7 protein-coding genes and 2 pseudogenes are annotated in these 15,935 nt (G+C 49.6%); 5 read left to right on the top strand and 4 right to left on the bottom strand.

Going from position 1 to position 15,935, the window contains the following annotated elements:
• Positions 1-45 precede the first annotated feature (45 nt).
• Positions 46-318: pseudogene (locus U5L98_RS19110) on the top strand (tyrosine-type recombinase/integrase); the annotation flags it as partial.
• Between the two features lie 496 nt (positions 319-814).
• Here the strand turns inward: U5L98_RS19110 and istA are convergent.
• Positions 815-2,311, bottom strand: a pseudogene (gene istA / locus U5L98_RS17155) (IS21 family transposase); the annotation flags it as partial.
• Positions 2,312-6,436: 4,125 nt separating this feature from the next.
• Positions 6,437-6,721: a hypothetical protein gene (locus U5L98_RS17150; RefSeq protein WP_322559475.1), complete on the bottom strand. Its 285-nt coding sequence runs from the start codon at positions 6,719-6,721 to the stop codon at positions 6,437-6,439.
• A gap of 302 nt (positions 6,722-7,023) precedes the next feature.
• Here U5L98_RS17150 and U5L98_RS17145 point away from each other — a divergent pair, with 302 nt between their 5' ends.
• A complete protein-coding gene (locus U5L98_RS17145; protein WP_322559474.1) occupies positions 7,024-7,278 on the top strand; it encodes an antitoxin of toxin-antitoxin stability system in 255 nt (84 codons plus the stop codon).
• A gap of 2,306 nt (positions 7,279-9,584) precedes the next feature.
• On the opposite strand, the gene U5L98_RS17140 is transcribed toward U5L98_RS17145, so the two are convergent.
• Entirely contained in the window at positions 9,585-9,959 is a 375-nt protein-coding gene (locus U5L98_RS17140; RefSeq protein WP_322559473.1) for a hypothetical protein, read from the bottom strand.
• Positions 9,960-10,335: 376 nt separating this feature from the next.
• Positions 10,336-10,884: a hypothetical protein gene (locus U5L98_RS17135; RefSeq protein WP_322559472.1), complete on the bottom strand. Its 549-nt coding sequence runs from the start codon at positions 10,882-10,884 to the stop codon at positions 10,336-10,338.
• Between the two features lie 1,099 nt (positions 10,885-11,983).
• On the opposite strand from U5L98_RS17135, the gene U5L98_RS17130 reads away from it, so the two are divergent.
• The 3 genes from U5L98_RS17130 (at position 11,984) to U5L98_RS17120 (ending at position 15,580) form a co-directional block, all read left to right on the top strand.
• Positions 11,984-12,244 carry a hypothetical protein gene (locus tag U5L98_RS17130; RefSeq protein WP_322559471.1) on the top strand — a complete coding sequence of 87 codons (261 nt, stop codon included), beginning with the start codon at positions 11,984-11,986 and terminating at the stop codon, positions 12,242-12,244.
• 618 nt (positions 12,245-12,862) lie between these two features.
• Positions 12,863-13,048, top strand: coding sequence for a hypothetical protein (locus tag U5L98_RS17125; protein WP_322559470.1), 186 nt, complete (start codon positions 12,863-12,865; stop codon positions 13,046-13,048).
• 2,241 nt (positions 13,049-15,289) lie between these two features.
• Positions 15,290-15,580, top strand: a complete 291-nt coding sequence (locus U5L98_RS17120; RefSeq protein WP_322559469.1) for a hypothetical protein — start codon at positions 15,290-15,292, stop codon at positions 15,578-15,580.
• Positions 15,581-15,935 lie beyond the last annotated feature (355 nt).

Genomic DNA, 15,935 nt, shown 5'->3' with positions numbered 1-15,935 from the left:
GTGGGAACAGTCTGGTAAGCCTAGGTCAGGACTTGTTTTCCATCACCTGTCAATGAAGGAAAGCGGTTATCTAGAACGGCAATGAGGACGCCTTGGAAGACTATAAAAACGCTAGGAGGTGTTGAAGGAAGCTTGCATTTGTACTCGCTTCGGCATAATTTTGCAAGCCAGTTGATAAAGAATAATGTGGATCTTTTCACAGTCTCAAGGCTGATGGGGCACTTGAATATAACTACGACTATAAACTCATATTCTCACTTAATTATTGATCATGCAGAAAAGGCGGTGCAAGATTTTTGTGATAAATATTCACGATGACACAGTCCCTATCTGCCAACGTTGTTTTCAGCTGCCCTGTTCGATAGGTGACGCACATGCGTTACTTCCCCAGGCGTAAGGAGGCCAACCCCAAGAAGATGGCGCCTCCTATGAACCTGCCCTTCCCGGAAGTGGCTGAGCAGAAAGGCATCTAGGCGGCAGCCCTCTACAGTTGGCAGAAACAGGCCAGAGCACGAGGACAGGTTTTAGCCATCACGATCCGCCACGCCCGACCGGTCCAGCTAGGAGAAATTCCGCATCGTCCTGGAGTCTGCTCCGATGAACGTGGGGGAGTTCAGTGCCTACAGCCGTGAGCATGGTCTCAACCCGGAGTAGTAGGTGAAGGACTGGCGCGTGGCCTGTTTGAACGCCAACGCCGATGCGGTCAAACAGGAGAAGCAGCAGAGAAGCTCGCAAGGCGGAACAGAAGAAACTCCGCTCGTTGGAGCGTGAGCTGCGTTGCAAGGACAAGGCATTGGCCACTGGCCGGGAACTCCTGTTGGCCGCTGGAGCGGCCAAGTTGGGCGTACTGACGCAGATCAGGCGGCGTACCGGGGTTGGCCGGGGTGTCTTCATCGCGCTCGCGTCCCCGCGCCCTGGCCAGCCGAGCGGCCGCCAGGCGCTCCTTGAGACCACCGGCGGTGAGTCGCTCGCGGGTGACCCAGTCGCCGATCAAGGCCAGGTCCAGCTCCGTCTCGGCCTCCAGCAGCTTTTTGGCGCCCCGTAGCTGGTCCTTGTAGTGGCGCGGCATGCTCTCGCGCAGGCGGGCACAGAGCTTGCGGCCCAGCGGCTCGCCAAGGCAGGCGGCGATGGCCTGCTCCAGGTCGGCCTCCTTCTGGCGGTGATCGCGGTAATGATCTTTGTTGCGCAGCGTGTGGCCCTTGCCCAGGTCCAGGGCGTGAGTGGCGATCACCTCGCCGCTCTCCAGGTCATGGATCACCAGGCGGTCGTCCTGCTCCCGGGCACCCACGCGGCCCTGCTGGTAGGCCATCGGCACCGAGTACCTGTTGGCCTTCCAGGCGATCAGGCCGGTCTTGTCGACCTGACGCGGGGCCAGGTCGTCGGCGCCTCGTGTCACGCAGGCTGGCGTCAGGTAGGGGCGCAGATGCGCCTGCTCCTCGGCCTCGAAGTGCGCCCTTGGCTGCCGGCCGGTGGTGCCGTGGGTGCGCACGTTGGCGACCTCGTCGAGCCACTGCTGCACATGACCCCGCAGGTCACCCTCGTCCCGGAATGTCTCGCCATAGAAGGCGTCCTGCTTGGCGTACTTCACGCCGGCCTCGACCTTGCCCTTGCTCTCCGGGTCGTAGCCACAGCAGGCGTGGATCCGGAAGCCGGCGGTGGCGGCGTACTCGTGGAAGCGCTGATTGACCTCCAGCTCGCGGAACTGCTCGCTGATCACCACCATCTTGGTCTGGTCGTAGACGCACTCCTCGGGCAGGCCGCCGAAGTAGCGGAAGGCCTCGTCGTGCAGGCGGATGAAGGTGGTGGTGTCGAGCGGCGTCAGACTGACGCCGACGTAGGACAGGCGCGAGTACGAAAGCACGAAGACCACGAAGTACAGCGTGCGCAGCTCGCCGCCGATCTCGACCTCGCGCAGTTCGCCGGGATCCACCTGGCACTGCACGCCAGGCACCATGTCCAGCACCGGCTCGTAGTAGCGGCGCTGGCGGCTGGCAATGGTGGCCTTCATCTGCTGGACGTAGCGGCGCAGGGTGCGCTCCGACACGTCCAGCTCACCGACCTTCTCGCGCAGCTTGCGGGCCACCTTGACGCTGCTCAGTCGCGGGAAGGTGCGCAGCAGGTAGGCGAGGTAGTCGCGGTGAGCATCGAGCTTCTTCTCGCGCGCCCGGTTCGCCTGTGCCGCCTCGATGGCGGCCACGTCCTGACGCAGGTACTTGCGCACGGTGTTGCGCGAGATGCCCAGTTCCTGGCCGATGGCACGGATGGACAGGCCCTGTCCGTCGTCATGTAATGCTTTGATCTTGTGAATCATTCCCCAGTCCTTCACGTCTCCGTCCCGACCCTTGGCTGAGCCGACACGGTAGGTGGATGGTGGCAGCGCTGCCACCTCGGGGGTGGGTCAAAAGCGTTGGCCAGTACTGGGTCAGTTTACTTGGCCATTAACAGCAGGGTAGTCACCCCTCATCCTGCCCGCGCCTGTGTTTTTGAAGGCGTGAGGGACAAAGGATTAGATCCTAGCAAGCCTTCGTGTCACGACGACGCAGGTGGGGGCTATGTCGTGGCCATGCTGGATATTTTCGCGTTAATGATGGCTGAAATGGTCTCTGCTGTAGCTGGTGATAGGCTAGGATGAAAAATGTCTGTAGCTGGGTGTTGACATTTTCAAACGATCATGTGAATATGACTTTACGAATGAAGTACCAACATGAATCAAAATGAAATTATCGACCGCAGCACGCTCAGTTCAGATATCTTGGGAAAGATAGATTAGGGCAGCCGCTTAGTACGATCCTTCTTAAAGAACATCAAGTATTCCCCAACTGATACCTGCTCAGCCTACTACTGCAAGGAAGAGTAGATATACAGGAAATCTCTTCAGGAAGCCTACACCTAAGTACGTAAAATTGGGGAGGAGTGTATTTTATAGGCTGTCCGATGTCATAGAGTGGTTGTCGGATGTTGAAACATTCAAGAATACATCTCACACATTCTGCCAGCTTGTTATAAGTTAAGCAACCAGGAAAAGCACTAGGAAATAACCTTGTGTGATTTGGTTGAGATCGAAAGATATAAAAGCGTTATACAGATTGGATATCCATCTGTATAGCGCTTCTATTCATGGGAGGAAATCTAGTTGGACACTCTCCTCCAGAAATATTAAATGTCAGAAGATAGAGCATTTCAGGAAAAATTTGACTAGATACTTGCATGAGAATTCAGGCTCTGTCTTGATGTATTCCCTATTGCGAATTGAAGAGCCAATGTCGAAATTCTGGCCTTCCTTGCCAAATCTCTCACCTATGTTATCCCTGACTTTCTTAATAGTCGCATCATCTACCTGTGGAGATGTCAGCACCCACTGAGCCCGATCGGTAGTGACCATAGCTTGAGATCGAGCTTGTATTTTTATGCCCCATGATAGCGGCTGTGATCACTCTTCCTCCGTCAGTCTTATAGAGCAGTCGCTTGAGATTCGAGCCAAACGTGTATCGGAGGCTGTACAAGCAGAAGTGTTTACCCTTTGTTTCGTAAATCCTCCTTGAAGCTCTATGAATACGCATCTGAGCCGCCTTGATGCGTAGCTGGTCCAGATTCTTGGATCGCTGTAGTGCTTTGTATAGCGACTCGTCGTATGAAACTGTCAAAACCCTGTCTAATCCCCTGGCTTTCGTTTTCTGTTTCTTGCCGAGAAGGGTCTTTTTACTCCCCATGATTTTTACAGTGATCCCGTTATCATCGTCAGCGCTAATGATTTCAAGGGATTGAGCTTTACTGCGGTCGAATGCCTAAAAGCCTACCGAAGTAATTAAATCCAAAGAGTCTTGATCCTCTTTCTCTTCCCGATCCGTTACCATGGTCCTAAGCACCTCGTCAGTGACTTTGACCAGGCGCCGGCTTTTCTTGGTGTTGTGAGAGCGCTCAGAGACTGGGGCAGGATTGTCGATCGCACGGATCTCATCACCATATACTGGACTAGCTGCTGGTAGCCTTGACATACGTGGATTCGTCAGAAGCCCGTGCAAGCTTTCTGCCTCCAAGAGTGCCATCTGGACTTGCTGTAAGCGGTGGATTCAACGTGGCAAACATGATTAGTTCGTGATGCTCGGCGAGCATACTCTTGCGTTCTTTTTTGGTCTTGATGCTTGCCGTGTTTGCGAGGATGGCTTTGTTTAAAAAAGCTGACGCGTCACCTGAAGTATGAATAATAGGCAGCTCTCTTTAAGAATGTCTTTTGTTTGTGATCCTGGCTCAATTTATTGTTATGTCTTGAAGAGCTTGATCTAATTGAATTCCAGTGTGACGCATGGTTTTATCATCAGTATATCTTTATTCTGCCACATCAAGCTTTGAGTCTGAATAATGTAACCCTATAAAGTCAATAAAGGGTTCGCCAGTTGCAGTTAAAAAGACCTTTCGTTCTATTGTGTAACGGACTTGGACTCCAGGCTTCGTCTTCGTTCGCAAAGCCCTTCTTGGAGGTAATCTTCAGTCAAGGAAAGACCGGCTAATCCCGATTTTCATAGCGAGAGAACTGCGTCAGTTACCCCTCGCTTTCTTAAGTGCACTATTAGCAAGCCTCAGCGCCTTTTTTTCATCTTCCGGTTGTCCTTATTCCTCTCCATTATATAAAGCGCTTTCGCGGCACGTAAATTAACGCCCTCCCTTTCAGGCTAAAAGACTGATCGAATCCTGCGGTGAGAAGTTGCCCGATAGCCTCGCCAGATCTCGTCCATCGTGAAACCCGTCCTGTGTTCTAAATCTGTAAAAATCTTCTAGTGTGCAAATCAAATATGCCGCCCGCCTTTTGTTGTATTAGCATTATCTTTAATCCTTCTACTTACTCTTATAATTAACTTTAAACAATGACTCACAAGGTAAATAAATAAAGTTTAAATTTTATAATCCTTACTTGGCGTCTTACTGGTTTTCTTTACTAGGTTATCTCGATTGCCTTTTGATATTTTAATTTAAAATTCGCTACATATTTTTTTGTTTCTAACAGCACTTATAGAAAATGGGCAACTGTGCGCTTCCCATTTTTTGATCTGTACGCACCTGCCTTTCCAGCGTTTCGAGATAAAACCGATTGACAGACCTCGGACGTCAGCTCCTAGCTTCATGCATGCACATGATCATTAAATTTAGGGGTATTTTCGGTAATCTGTTGGACTGATGATGCTAGAGTGGCGGAAGGTGTTAGGGTAGGAGAGTCTATTTTCAACGTACCCGCTCTTAGACAGCTTTAAAATCTTCTTCCGTGACGACATTGCCATACGGCGTGTTGAGATGACCCACTGCTACGCTTATCTTGCTCATGACCTTTCTCCCTGGCAAATGTCTTGATTCTATTCTAGGGGCTTTGTAAGTCCTAGTATGGCATAGTCAAAGAAAAACAACAAAAGCATTTTACTTTTGAAGGGCTTATTGAAGCGTCCGCCGTGGCCGTTGCGCACCGTCCCTAAGGGGCCTCGCTTTCTCAAGCACTATGTCGGCATGATCAGCCACGCTTGAGCCAACCCGTCATTACGTGCAGCTGGTGTCGGAGCTGGAAGCGTCTGCTTTCCGCCGTTTGGTGAAGATGCTTCGCCCAGGATCGAGTCGTAAAGAGGCGAGGGCGCCGGTAGTGCTCGCCAGGATGGTGGAGCGCTTCTCGTTGAATGCGTATCTCAAGGCCATCGTCATGGCGAGCCAGGCGGATCCTCATCCACGGTTCTTAATAGCATTCGGCGAAATCCATTACTTCTCCAGCGCGGAACATCATTTCCGATTTTCGCTGTTCCGCTCTGTACCAGGGCCGAGGAGGCGCTACCCCGCGAACAGTGCTTTCAGCCTGGAATCGCTTCGCGTAGCTCTGTAACCCTCACGCCGAGCGTCGGAGAGGCGTTACGGATGCCCATTCGAGAGTCGCGGAAGTCGGTCATATGAGAGGTCCAGCAAGAAAGTTAGCGAAAGGATCATTTTACGGGGGATTCGATGAACAAAGAACCCCATTAGCATAGGCCAGCGGGGAAGGAAAGGGCGGGGGTGATTCAGTCGTGCACGCTCATCGGCGCTTCTAGGTCCTCGTGTAGCTCTGGGCTATTGAGAAACGTAAACTCCTCATCGTTCACCCTTATTTCTGATTGACTTTCCAGATGTTCCAGATCATCTCAGTAACTTCATGGACTTCATACTGTCCCTTCGGCGCCCTTGTTATTGCGCTAAAAATCCATTGTCTATCTTTCCATGTCCTTAAATATGTGTTTTTTGCTATAGTTATCGATAAACGCAACACCCTCTTTTTATAGATTCCTTAGCGCCTTAACTCCGTAATCGCCTTTTTTTCTTCGGTAATTCTTTAACTATCTTCTTAAATTTATTGATATTCATTTTTCTTGCCCTTTTTTTTTGTGGTTTTTGTCTTGCCCCAACAGCCGGGGGTAGGGCTGATTATTTTTTAGTAGCTATCTATATTGTCGCCACGCTCGTTAATGTGCTCAATTAATACTTTAACAACTTTATGGACATCATCTTCCCGCGCAAAATCATTACCTGCATTTAAAAACCCACAAACTCTAAAATAATCGCCTTGATCGTGTAGCGCGGAGGCTGATCCAGAATAAAGCTCGATATAAGCATAACCGGCACGGTCTAGCATGTTTAAGGCACGACGCCCGTATTGACCGTTTTTTTTAACAGGTAGGTTTTTCTCTAGCTCTTTGAATTCTTTAAATGTTTTCATTTCTTTATCCTTTATTTTTCTCATTATATAACCACTACCCCAAAGGATCAATGCTTATATACAAATCAATCGAATTTTTTTCACACTTGTTTGCATCGTGAATATTTTATTATATGGTTTAAGCAGTGCGCAGTTATTAACTTTTATCAATAAGGCGTGAAGGACGCACCGGTGGCGTCTTTGAGAATCTCACAAACGGTTTTTTTGAGCGTGGTCGCTGCTATCGGTACTAACAAGGCATATACTTCGTTCATACTATCGTTCAGGAGGTGGCTGTCATTGCAAAGCACGCTGTTTTTACAATGAAGCTTGAACCAGAGCCGCGCGACGAGTTTCTTGCTGAAGCCGATGCGGCACACCGCCCAGCGTCTCAGGTTGTCCGTGAGCTGATGCGCGACTACGTGCAGCGTCAGCGGGAGCTGCGCGAGTACGAAGCGTTTCTGCGCGGCAAGGTCGATATCGCGCGCCGCTCGCTCCAAGCGGGTGAGGGCGTGAGCAACGCTGAAGTGGAAGACCAGTTCTCCGCTTTACGCACACGGGGTGAGAGGCAAGCATGAGGGTGGTCTGGACGCCTGAGGCGGTCGCTGATCGCATGGCGATATGGGAGTATTTTCATGAGCGCAATCCCAAAGCCGCTATTTTTTGTCGATGGACACGCTCTTCAGTGACGCCGCAAGCCGTTTGGTGGACTTTCCCGAACAGGGTAGGACAGGCATCGTCCCTGGTACACGCGAACTGATACCTTGCCTGAAGTAGATGGTCCAGATGTGGCCCAGGGTGGTCCAGACCTGACCCAGGGTGGTCCAGACCTGACCGAGGGTGGTCCAGACCTGACCCAGGGTGGTCCAGTCCTGGCCCAGCGTGGGTCAGATCTGACCCGACAAATTCAGTTCTTGCCATATACATTGTCAACCCCGCATGGTGACTGTTTTTTCTCGCTCTTCGGTACTGCGATGTCTACCTATCTCCGCTCTCTGTGAGTGCGAACCCTGAAGCATATCGCACTCGCATAATGCGACAAGCTGGCACCTTCGCTCTTGAGGTCTGCGGTGTCCTCGCCAGAGCGCTCGCGGCGGGGCGACCTCTCGGCACCTTCGCTTCCTTATGTAGCGCAAAACCACGCGCTACAAGCGGTGCTCAGGTCCCTCCAGATCGCGGGTCGGGCTTCGATTCGAGCAAGACTCGCTTGGGCTCGCTTGCGAATCTCGTAGCTTGTCGTCATCTTTTATTGACACAATCTCGACTCGCTGCGCTCACTCGATCTTTTTCAATAAAAGCTTCCTAAAGCTAATCCCCTCCCCATACTCCCACGTTAATGCTTCATTTTGGTCGCTGCGCTCCCGCCATTCAGAATATCGTGGGGAGTATGGTACCCGCTTACCCCTAACCCCGGCACCACTCGTCATCCTCCCGGTCTCGCTGTCGCTCGCCGAGGGATTCCTCCTTGTGCGGCTGACGCACTACTCTCGCTAACGCTCGGTAGAGCTGTCAGCCAAACCCCTGTTTGTTATTTATCAAGATAATTCCAGATGACATACCTATAGATATATGTAAAATAATGAAAAAAATGGTATTTATAAATGAATAATCTCAGAGGATAAGTTTTCTGAACACTTCATTATTGTTTCAATGAAGTTTCGTAGTTTATGTGATGCACTTGATTTGCTCAGCAAGGCGCATATCAGATACGAGTGCAATGTTACGTTTTGCTGGGATCTAATGCGTCAAGGGGCAGCTGGGGATGATGTGGCGGTGCATGCGCTTGAGTATGCAATTCGGTTAGCAGCTCAGCAAGCCCGCTTGAGTATTGCGGCGAGGCCCAGATGGAAGAGGGTAATGGACGATATTCAGTTTGGACGTGATCGGGTAAACAATATGAAAGTTATTACCTATCAAGCGCTTCGCCCTTTTGCAATGAAGGAGTTTGAGTAAGTAAGGGGATTTAATCCGTCTGTTATGGGCCACTTTGCATGGCCCATGGTTGGATCGGAATGAGTCAGCGATACCTGCTCAAGAATTCTGGAGAGCTGCTGTACACTGGTTATGTACTGCCTCGATTTTATGGTCCAACGCCTGCTTGGCAAGTTGAGATACTGTCAGAACTGCTGCTTCTTTCGCATCTCGGAAGGCGATTTGATCTGCTCGACCGAGAGTCAGGGTATGGCGCTTGTGCGTAATTGGATGACGGTAGGATAAACGATACGAAGCAGATTTTGACGTTTTCCGCACATGAAATCCTGGCACCTCCGTATCCCATACCTCCGACCATCCTTCAGTGTCTATTAACATTCTTACGTTAAATTGGCTTAAGGGGACGGCGTTCGTTGTTTGCTGACATGTGGGCTCCTCATTCGTTGTCTAGCTGCGTACTAATATATGGAATCTATCCAGTTGTAGTCAAGCACTTCATACATTTTTAATTTATTTTCTTGACGGCCTTACTTTATTGATTAGGTTCATGGTTTCCTCAATCAACCATCCTTTTTTCGGCTAAAATCAGTTTTTTCAGGGCATGGTCGAGCATCACCACCAGAAGGTGGTTCCCAGCATTTTATTCATTACCGATTAGGCCAAGCTTCTCAGGTGGTAAGCAGGAAGCCTGTGTCTCAAAAAGTGATTTTGATCAGATATGATCAACGCTCCTGGCGTGAGATAGTGTGGTGGGAGTACCGATAATGGGACGATCGTCACTCATTCTTCTCCGACACGGCTTTCTTCTATGCAGACCATGATGAAAATCACTTTTCGGCCGTGGAAAGGCCAAGCGTCGCTTGGCCTTCATCAATTCCTGCAAGAGCATTATTAATTAATACTCTTAGGGTGGGGCATCCATGCCCCTAGTGCCTCATCCTTGCCTTCAAGGTTAGCTCGGTGTGTAGATGAGCTTCAGGGCCTGCTTGATCGTATCATCGGCCGTGAGCCTGATCATATTTGCAGCATGGTCTGAATTGGCTATCAGCCCAGCCATCACCAGAAAATCAATGGACTCTCTGACTTGTACATCATCGAGGAGGTAAGCCGGCATTCGATCCTCCATAATCGCTGATTGGATACCGAACCGGCTACAATAGCCCATTGGATGCTGTACTGCGATGTCGATATAGGTCTCCAGGGAAGGGTGCTGTCTTGTTCCTCCGGCATTCTTTACCCCGGCGACAATAGCAGCATGCTCACTTATCCGGTTGGTCTGATGAAGTGCACTAGTCTCAACGAACCGCCTGATCAGATGGGTATTCATAGTTGAGTCTCCAGTTGGGTTGTGGAGTTAATATAGTGTGATTCAAGAGGTCGGCAAGTCTGATTTGAAAAAAAAATCAGTAAACCGAAATTTTGTGATCTCGATGAGGCGTCCGAAACCTCTTTGGCTTTGACGTACCGTGCCTGACCCGATTGATCAGGCAGCTACTATCACACATTACCCACACGGCCATACCGCGCTGGCAGTGCGTCGATAGATGCCCCTGATCTAGTAATCTACACCAAGGGCTCAATGCTATGTACGCAATGACGGACTAGGCTTCAAAGCGTTTTTCAGGAAAGGGAATAATCACCGATTGAGGGCTTGTGTCAAAACTCAGAATTCGACATTAGCTCAAGGTACTTTGAAAATGTCTCTATGGCAGGATGGGGCTCTTCCAGGAAGCTTTGATAGCCGAGGGTTCGACATCAAAGATTTTAGATGCCTCCGTCACCGATGGTATTGAACAAGACCTGGTTGCATCTTTTGAGGGGAGTGTTAAAGCAGTCTCCTCACTCATCTCGGTTAAGTTTTTAATTGGATCTCCACGACGAAGGGCCTCCTCGACACCTTGCATCGCAGCAATATTTCTTTCTTGTACGATCCAGCATCCGGCAATGCGAACGCGCTGCTCTACGGAAACCTCATGCGGCAGCATGATCCGGTCCCTTCCCACGGCATATTTAAAAGCAGCGGGTGTTAGCTGAGGCCAGTTTGCTACGCGAATTCTATCAAATGCCGCCTTAAACTGTTTCTCAGTATAGGGGGACAACCCGGTGTGGTCATCATTCCTCATAAATTCATACAAAGCTTTAGCGCCTTGAGATAAGACCATGCAGATATCAATTTGTGCGCCGTTGAGGTCGTCATCTTTGGTGATGTACGAGATGATCCGCAGGTCGAGCAAGGTAATCATTTGTGCCATGAGAGTGCTCTGAAGCATGATAGCGCTACTATGGCTGTTCTACATGAGCAGCCACTTGTTGTCTTCTGTGCTGTTTGCCCAGCTTGGTCTTATCGTAAATTAACCAGGTGGGCTGTGAGATCGCCAATAATGAATTCGATGGCGGCGACCAACACGACAGAACGGCAATACAGCCGTAGTTGCTTATCGGCTACAGCTTCAGGGAGTGGACCTTGAAGGTCCTCTTGCCTAGTCACATTTTGACGCTTCATTAGGCAGCGAATAGCGGTGACATGCACCTGATCCTGACGACCAGAGGCGATGCGCTCAAGAATGAGGTGGACGCGACGGTACTCCATGTCGAGAGCAATCAGTTGAGATTCCTCATCTTGCGTCAGGAGTAGTCCGGGATTTGCGTACAGCAGCAGTAGAACCCGCTCCCGCGAACAGTGCAGGTCGCTATATATCCCGAATAGGGCATCGTTCGAGGCATCCCCAGTAAAAAAAGCACGGGGATTTGTCGTCGCTACAGAATGAGAGACGAGGGTGTGCTGCCTCCGCTTGCTGTGACGGATGCATGAGCGATCTCCTTTGCTCGTTGTGTTGTGTAGCTTTGCCAAGGCTGTACTGTCATGCCAAATGAGAAAGGCTCCTATCTTGTTGGCATGTGGCAGTTGGTGGATGAGTTAATTTCTAACGATGCCTGATTGCGATGGCATCAATTCAACGAGCGTCCCGGTGGAGATCTTCCGGGAGGGCATAGTGGGTACAGCAGACCCAGCCCCTTGCTTCTTAAAAAAAATTAATAATAGGTTGCTAAGCCGAGAATTACGCTCTCGTGCTTAACCAACGACGAAAACCATACCCTACATTAGTAATGATTGCAAGATCTTTCGTTTACGTAGAGAATTTTCTCTGCTGCGTGGCTGTGACGGCAGGCGGTGATGGCTCTTGTGTAGCTACTAGTCCAGCTTAAGGGCAGGAGTGAGTCCGCAGTCGGTGGCGGAGATCCGACATCTGGTCGAGTCGGCACGCCAGGAGGCGGGGCAGGACGTCAACGGTACGGTGTGGAGACTTAACTGGTGCCTTCTAGTCGAGGTCGAGCAGCGCGGAGAGGCGCGTGTGGCTAACGGGAAGCGGCAGCTCCAGCAGCGCGTTTCCCTATTCGAGACTCACTGCGTCTCGAATTGAGCTGAACGCACTACCGGTCCTGTTGCTGGTGGAGAGTGAAGATGCGCGGCTCTGGTACCAGCAGGAAACCATCGAGCAGATATGGAGCGCTCGGGCCCTGGAGCGACAGACCAGCAAGCTCTATTACGAGCGGCTGCTCAGTAGCCACGACCGGGCAGCTGTGCAGCAGGATGACACAGGAGCGCGCTGAGGCGCTGGCTGAGTATGCCCCCAAGCACTTCTTGCGGAACCCATACCTGCTCGACTTTCTGAATCTTCCCAGTGAACGCTATCTGGAGGCCGACCTCGAGCGGGGCTGATCGAGAACCTTCAGCCTCTGCTGGTCGATCTCAAGCTGGGTAGCCCACCTATCGAGACGAGGGCCAGATGGAAAGCTACATCTACGGCTAACAGCGAAAGAGAGCAACGACAACCCACCATTGGCCTAATGCTGTGGAAAATGGGTGGTCAATCAAACATATGCTTTTTCCGGAACGATATTTCTTCGCCTTGTCGTGCTCTAATCAGATCAATCAAAGCCTTGTAGAGGCAGTGAGGAATCTCTAGCATCGATATACTCAAGCTCTCTAAATTCTGCAAAGGCCAACCGAAAAATAAGTTTTTTGGCCTCGGGTTCATCAAAGTCCGGAGAGGCTGTCATGGCCAATGGTATCAAGATACTCTTCTGATTCGTTCCTGGATAATGTCTTCAAGCTTTCATAGTTCGTCGCAAAGTTAGTAATTACATGGTATGATGAAGCCATGCTCTTAGTCAACAATTCAGTGTTCGCAAAGCCTAAGATATTTATACGAGTTATCGAGTATCTGATTGAAAGAGTTTTGGAATGGTAAAGAAAGTGAGAAAGAGATTGCTGGCATTTATTCGCCCTATCAATCGTTCTATGAAGAGATGGAGAAGATCACTTTCTTTGATAAGGGAGTGGCAATTCATCAGCTGGCCTCTCAAGCGCTTCAAAAAAGTGATTTTGTGTTCAAAAGAAAAAACCGCCATTAGGCGGTGAATCAGTGGTTCGCATTATGGATTACTGCGTCCTTGCCGTGTGCTTCACCTGATTTGCCCTATTGCGTCAACGTGGTCCCCAGGGAGCTGGTGGCAGTGCTATGGACCCCCGAACCGCTAGCGTGGGGAGAACCGAGCAACAAACTGCCTTTGTATCAACCACCTTGGTGCGGAGCACCGTGACCTTGGGTCACGGTGTCCGCGGCCGCGTCCCGAAACCCTAAAACGTTGCGGGCAACACCTCGGAGGAGGGTGGCAGCATTTTGCGCACCGGGTCGTGGCTCGATCACGAAGCCGCCCCAGGGGCGGTGAACAGTCGGACATCATTTCTACCACAACTTCTTTCAAAGCCGCCCACAGGGCGGTATACGGTCGGACATCCATTTCGACCACGTTTTCTTTCAAAGCCGCCCACAGGGCGGTAACTATCGGACATCATTTCGACGACTTTCACTCTAAGCCGCCCATGGGGCGGTGAACAGTCGGATATCATTTCTATCACATCCTCCTTCAAAGCCGCCCACAGGGCGGTAAACAGTCGGACATCATTTCTATCAGCACTCCCTTCAAAGCCGCCCACAGGGCGGTAACAGTCGGACATCATTTCTACCACATCTTCTTTCAACCTCACAGGGCGGTATACGGTCGGACATCCATTTCGACCACATTTTCTTTCCAAGCCGCCCACAGGGCGGTAAACGATCGGACATTATTTCTACTACTTTTCCTCTCTAAGCCGCCCACAGGGCGGTGAACAATCCTCTCGAAGGAGGGTGGTCGGCATCCGTGCTTCCGGTACGTGGCTGCTGGCTTGATGAATACCATGGCGCAAGTATGTGAGTACATCACCACACAACATGAGCGGGGAAGATGGAAGAAGCGTATGCCCCTGCTTCTAATTCGATGTTGCCTGGCTCGTTGTGTTTATATGATATTCCGGGAATTCATAATAGGTCAAGCCAGGATGAGGAATAATTAAAGGAGACATGAAGAAATGATTCGTAACCGTTCTGATTATCTATCTTTTTATTTCCTTGGTTTCTGGTGATGCCTTAGGGAATATATGAGGCATGAATCCAAAATTTGGCCTTATTTTGGCTTATGTTGCCCATGGTCCTGATCGAGGCGGCGGCAGAGAGCCTGCTTGGATTACGAATTGTCTGGCATCTGATGTGGGACCGGCCCTCACACTGATGCCCCAGAGCCCCAGAGCCCCAGAGCCCCAGAGCCCCAGAGCCCCAGAGCCCCAGAGCCCCAGAGCCCCAGAGCCCCAGAGCCCCAGAGCCCCAGAGCCCCAGAGCCCCAGAGCCCGTAAGAAAAATGATTTTACGTGGAGGGTGGTTGTGCTGCGCAAAATCATTTTCTTCAGGTACGACCAGACAAGGTCGATGAGGATGGTGCCCAAGGACCTGTGGCCATGGGGCAGTTCGCCTTCACAAAATGATTTTGGAGCCGGAGGAGGGTGCTTGTGGGCTCAAAATCATTTTTTCAGGCACAACCCTGAGAGAGGAGGCCGATGTCGCAGTTGCCTCAATACCTGCACCTCCACGTTACGTCTTTTTTACAAAATGATGTTGGCGAAAAAGGTGGAGCCTTGTCCTTGCTTCTTTCTCCGGGAAATTTGGTGGAAAAGTGACTTTGTCGGCAAGCTAGACAGGCGAAGAAGACTGCTGATTCCTTCAGGTCTCTCATGGTAGTTACTGGTAGGTGATGGAGGTAGCTTGACGACAATTTTCTTTTGAGTATGGTTTTTGAGGTCCCGGTGGAATTACATGTCTTCTGGGTGTGACTCATAAATTGAAAATTTCTCCATACTTTTAATCCGTTCATATAGTTGCTATATTATCTTCCACGTGAACCAGGAATGGTTCACTCAATCCACCGGAGTAGGAACGACTAATAGCAAGCACAGATCACATGATTTTTTCTTTGTCACCAGATGAAAAAACATTAAAGCAAAAATTCCATTTGCTCTAAAAAATGACTTTAAAGAGGTGTTTAAGACAGCAAAATGGGATGCATGGGAAAAGTTATGGATTGTGAAAAATACAGCCGTATCAAAGAACAAAGCCATTAATTTCTGCGCTCGCATGGCTCCTGTGGAAGGAGAGGTAATGGAAATTAGATGGAAGCTGAAGACAATGACATTGACTTAGCAATAAGAACCATTGAAAAGCGTGCTTTGATCTAGTAGCGGAAATCAAAAATAAAGAAGCACTGATTTCTGAATATCGAATGAAAAATAAGAAGCTAAAAAGAAAAGAAGTTGAGGTTAGTGAGCTGTTCTTGGAGAATCAAAGAAAAGAAAAAGAGCTGCTCGAGCAAAAAGAAAAATTCAGAATTATAATTGATGAGTATCGATCTGATGGTGACAGCATACGAGATATGATAAGCGAAATGCGCAAGCTTATCAAAGATTATCAATACAATAAGCTTGCAATTAAGAAGCAAAAAATCTATGGAATAATGCGACGGCTAGGTGAAGCATATGATGAAATTCTTGAAAAGACTGGAATTCCGATTTGAATTTATACAAAATATTCGAGATAAATATGAACCGTCTTGATAGAGATTTTGACCTCATTAAAGAAAACCTTCTCGATAATATTTAAAATTTCTTAATGAAAAAGAGCACCCCTTAACCTTTCGAGGGCTGTACAACGTTTTCCTATGAGATTCAGACACACGGTACCTCTAAAAAAAAGTTAAGATCTAGATTTTAAAATTGATTTTCTTAATTAATAATCATGAAAATTACAGACAAGGGAGGTGCAAGCATGGGTACTTATAGGCACTATCCAAGTTTTACCCGACGCTATGTTAGATCGATACTGAAGCTAGCGGGGATGCCAAAAAAGCCGAAAATGGAAGCTGAGATATT

The organism is Halomonas sp. (assembly GCF_034520545.1).
GTDB lineage: Bacteria > Pseudomonadota > Gammaproteobacteria > Pseudomonadales > Halomonadaceae > Halomonas.
Note: the sequence above shows the minus strand (reverse complement) of the source record. Positions and strands in the feature narration are given on the sequence as shown.

What these genes read in the sequence shown, in the direction of transcription:
- U5L98_RS17145 (WP_322559474.1), top strand. Translation starts at nt 7,024, where the DNA reads ATGAAGCTTGAACCAGAGCCGCGCGACGAGTTTCTTGCTGAAGCCGAT.
- U5L98_RS17135 (WP_322559472.1), bottom strand. Translation starts at nt 10,884, where the DNA reads ATGGCACAAATGATTACCTTGCTCGACCTGCGGATCATCTCGTACATC.
- U5L98_RS17150 (WP_322559475.1), bottom strand. Translation starts at nt 6,721, where the DNA reads ATGAAAACATTTAAAGAATTCAAAGAGCTAGAGAAAAACCTACCTGTT.
- U5L98_RS17140 (WP_322559473.1), bottom strand. Translation starts at nt 9,959, where the DNA reads ATGAATACCCATCTGATCAGGCGGTTCGTTGAGACTAGTGCACTTCAT.
- U5L98_RS17120 (WP_322559469.1), top strand. Translation starts at nt 15,290, where the DNA reads ATGAAAAATAAGAAGCTAAAAAGAAAAGAAGTTGAGGTTAGTGAGCTG.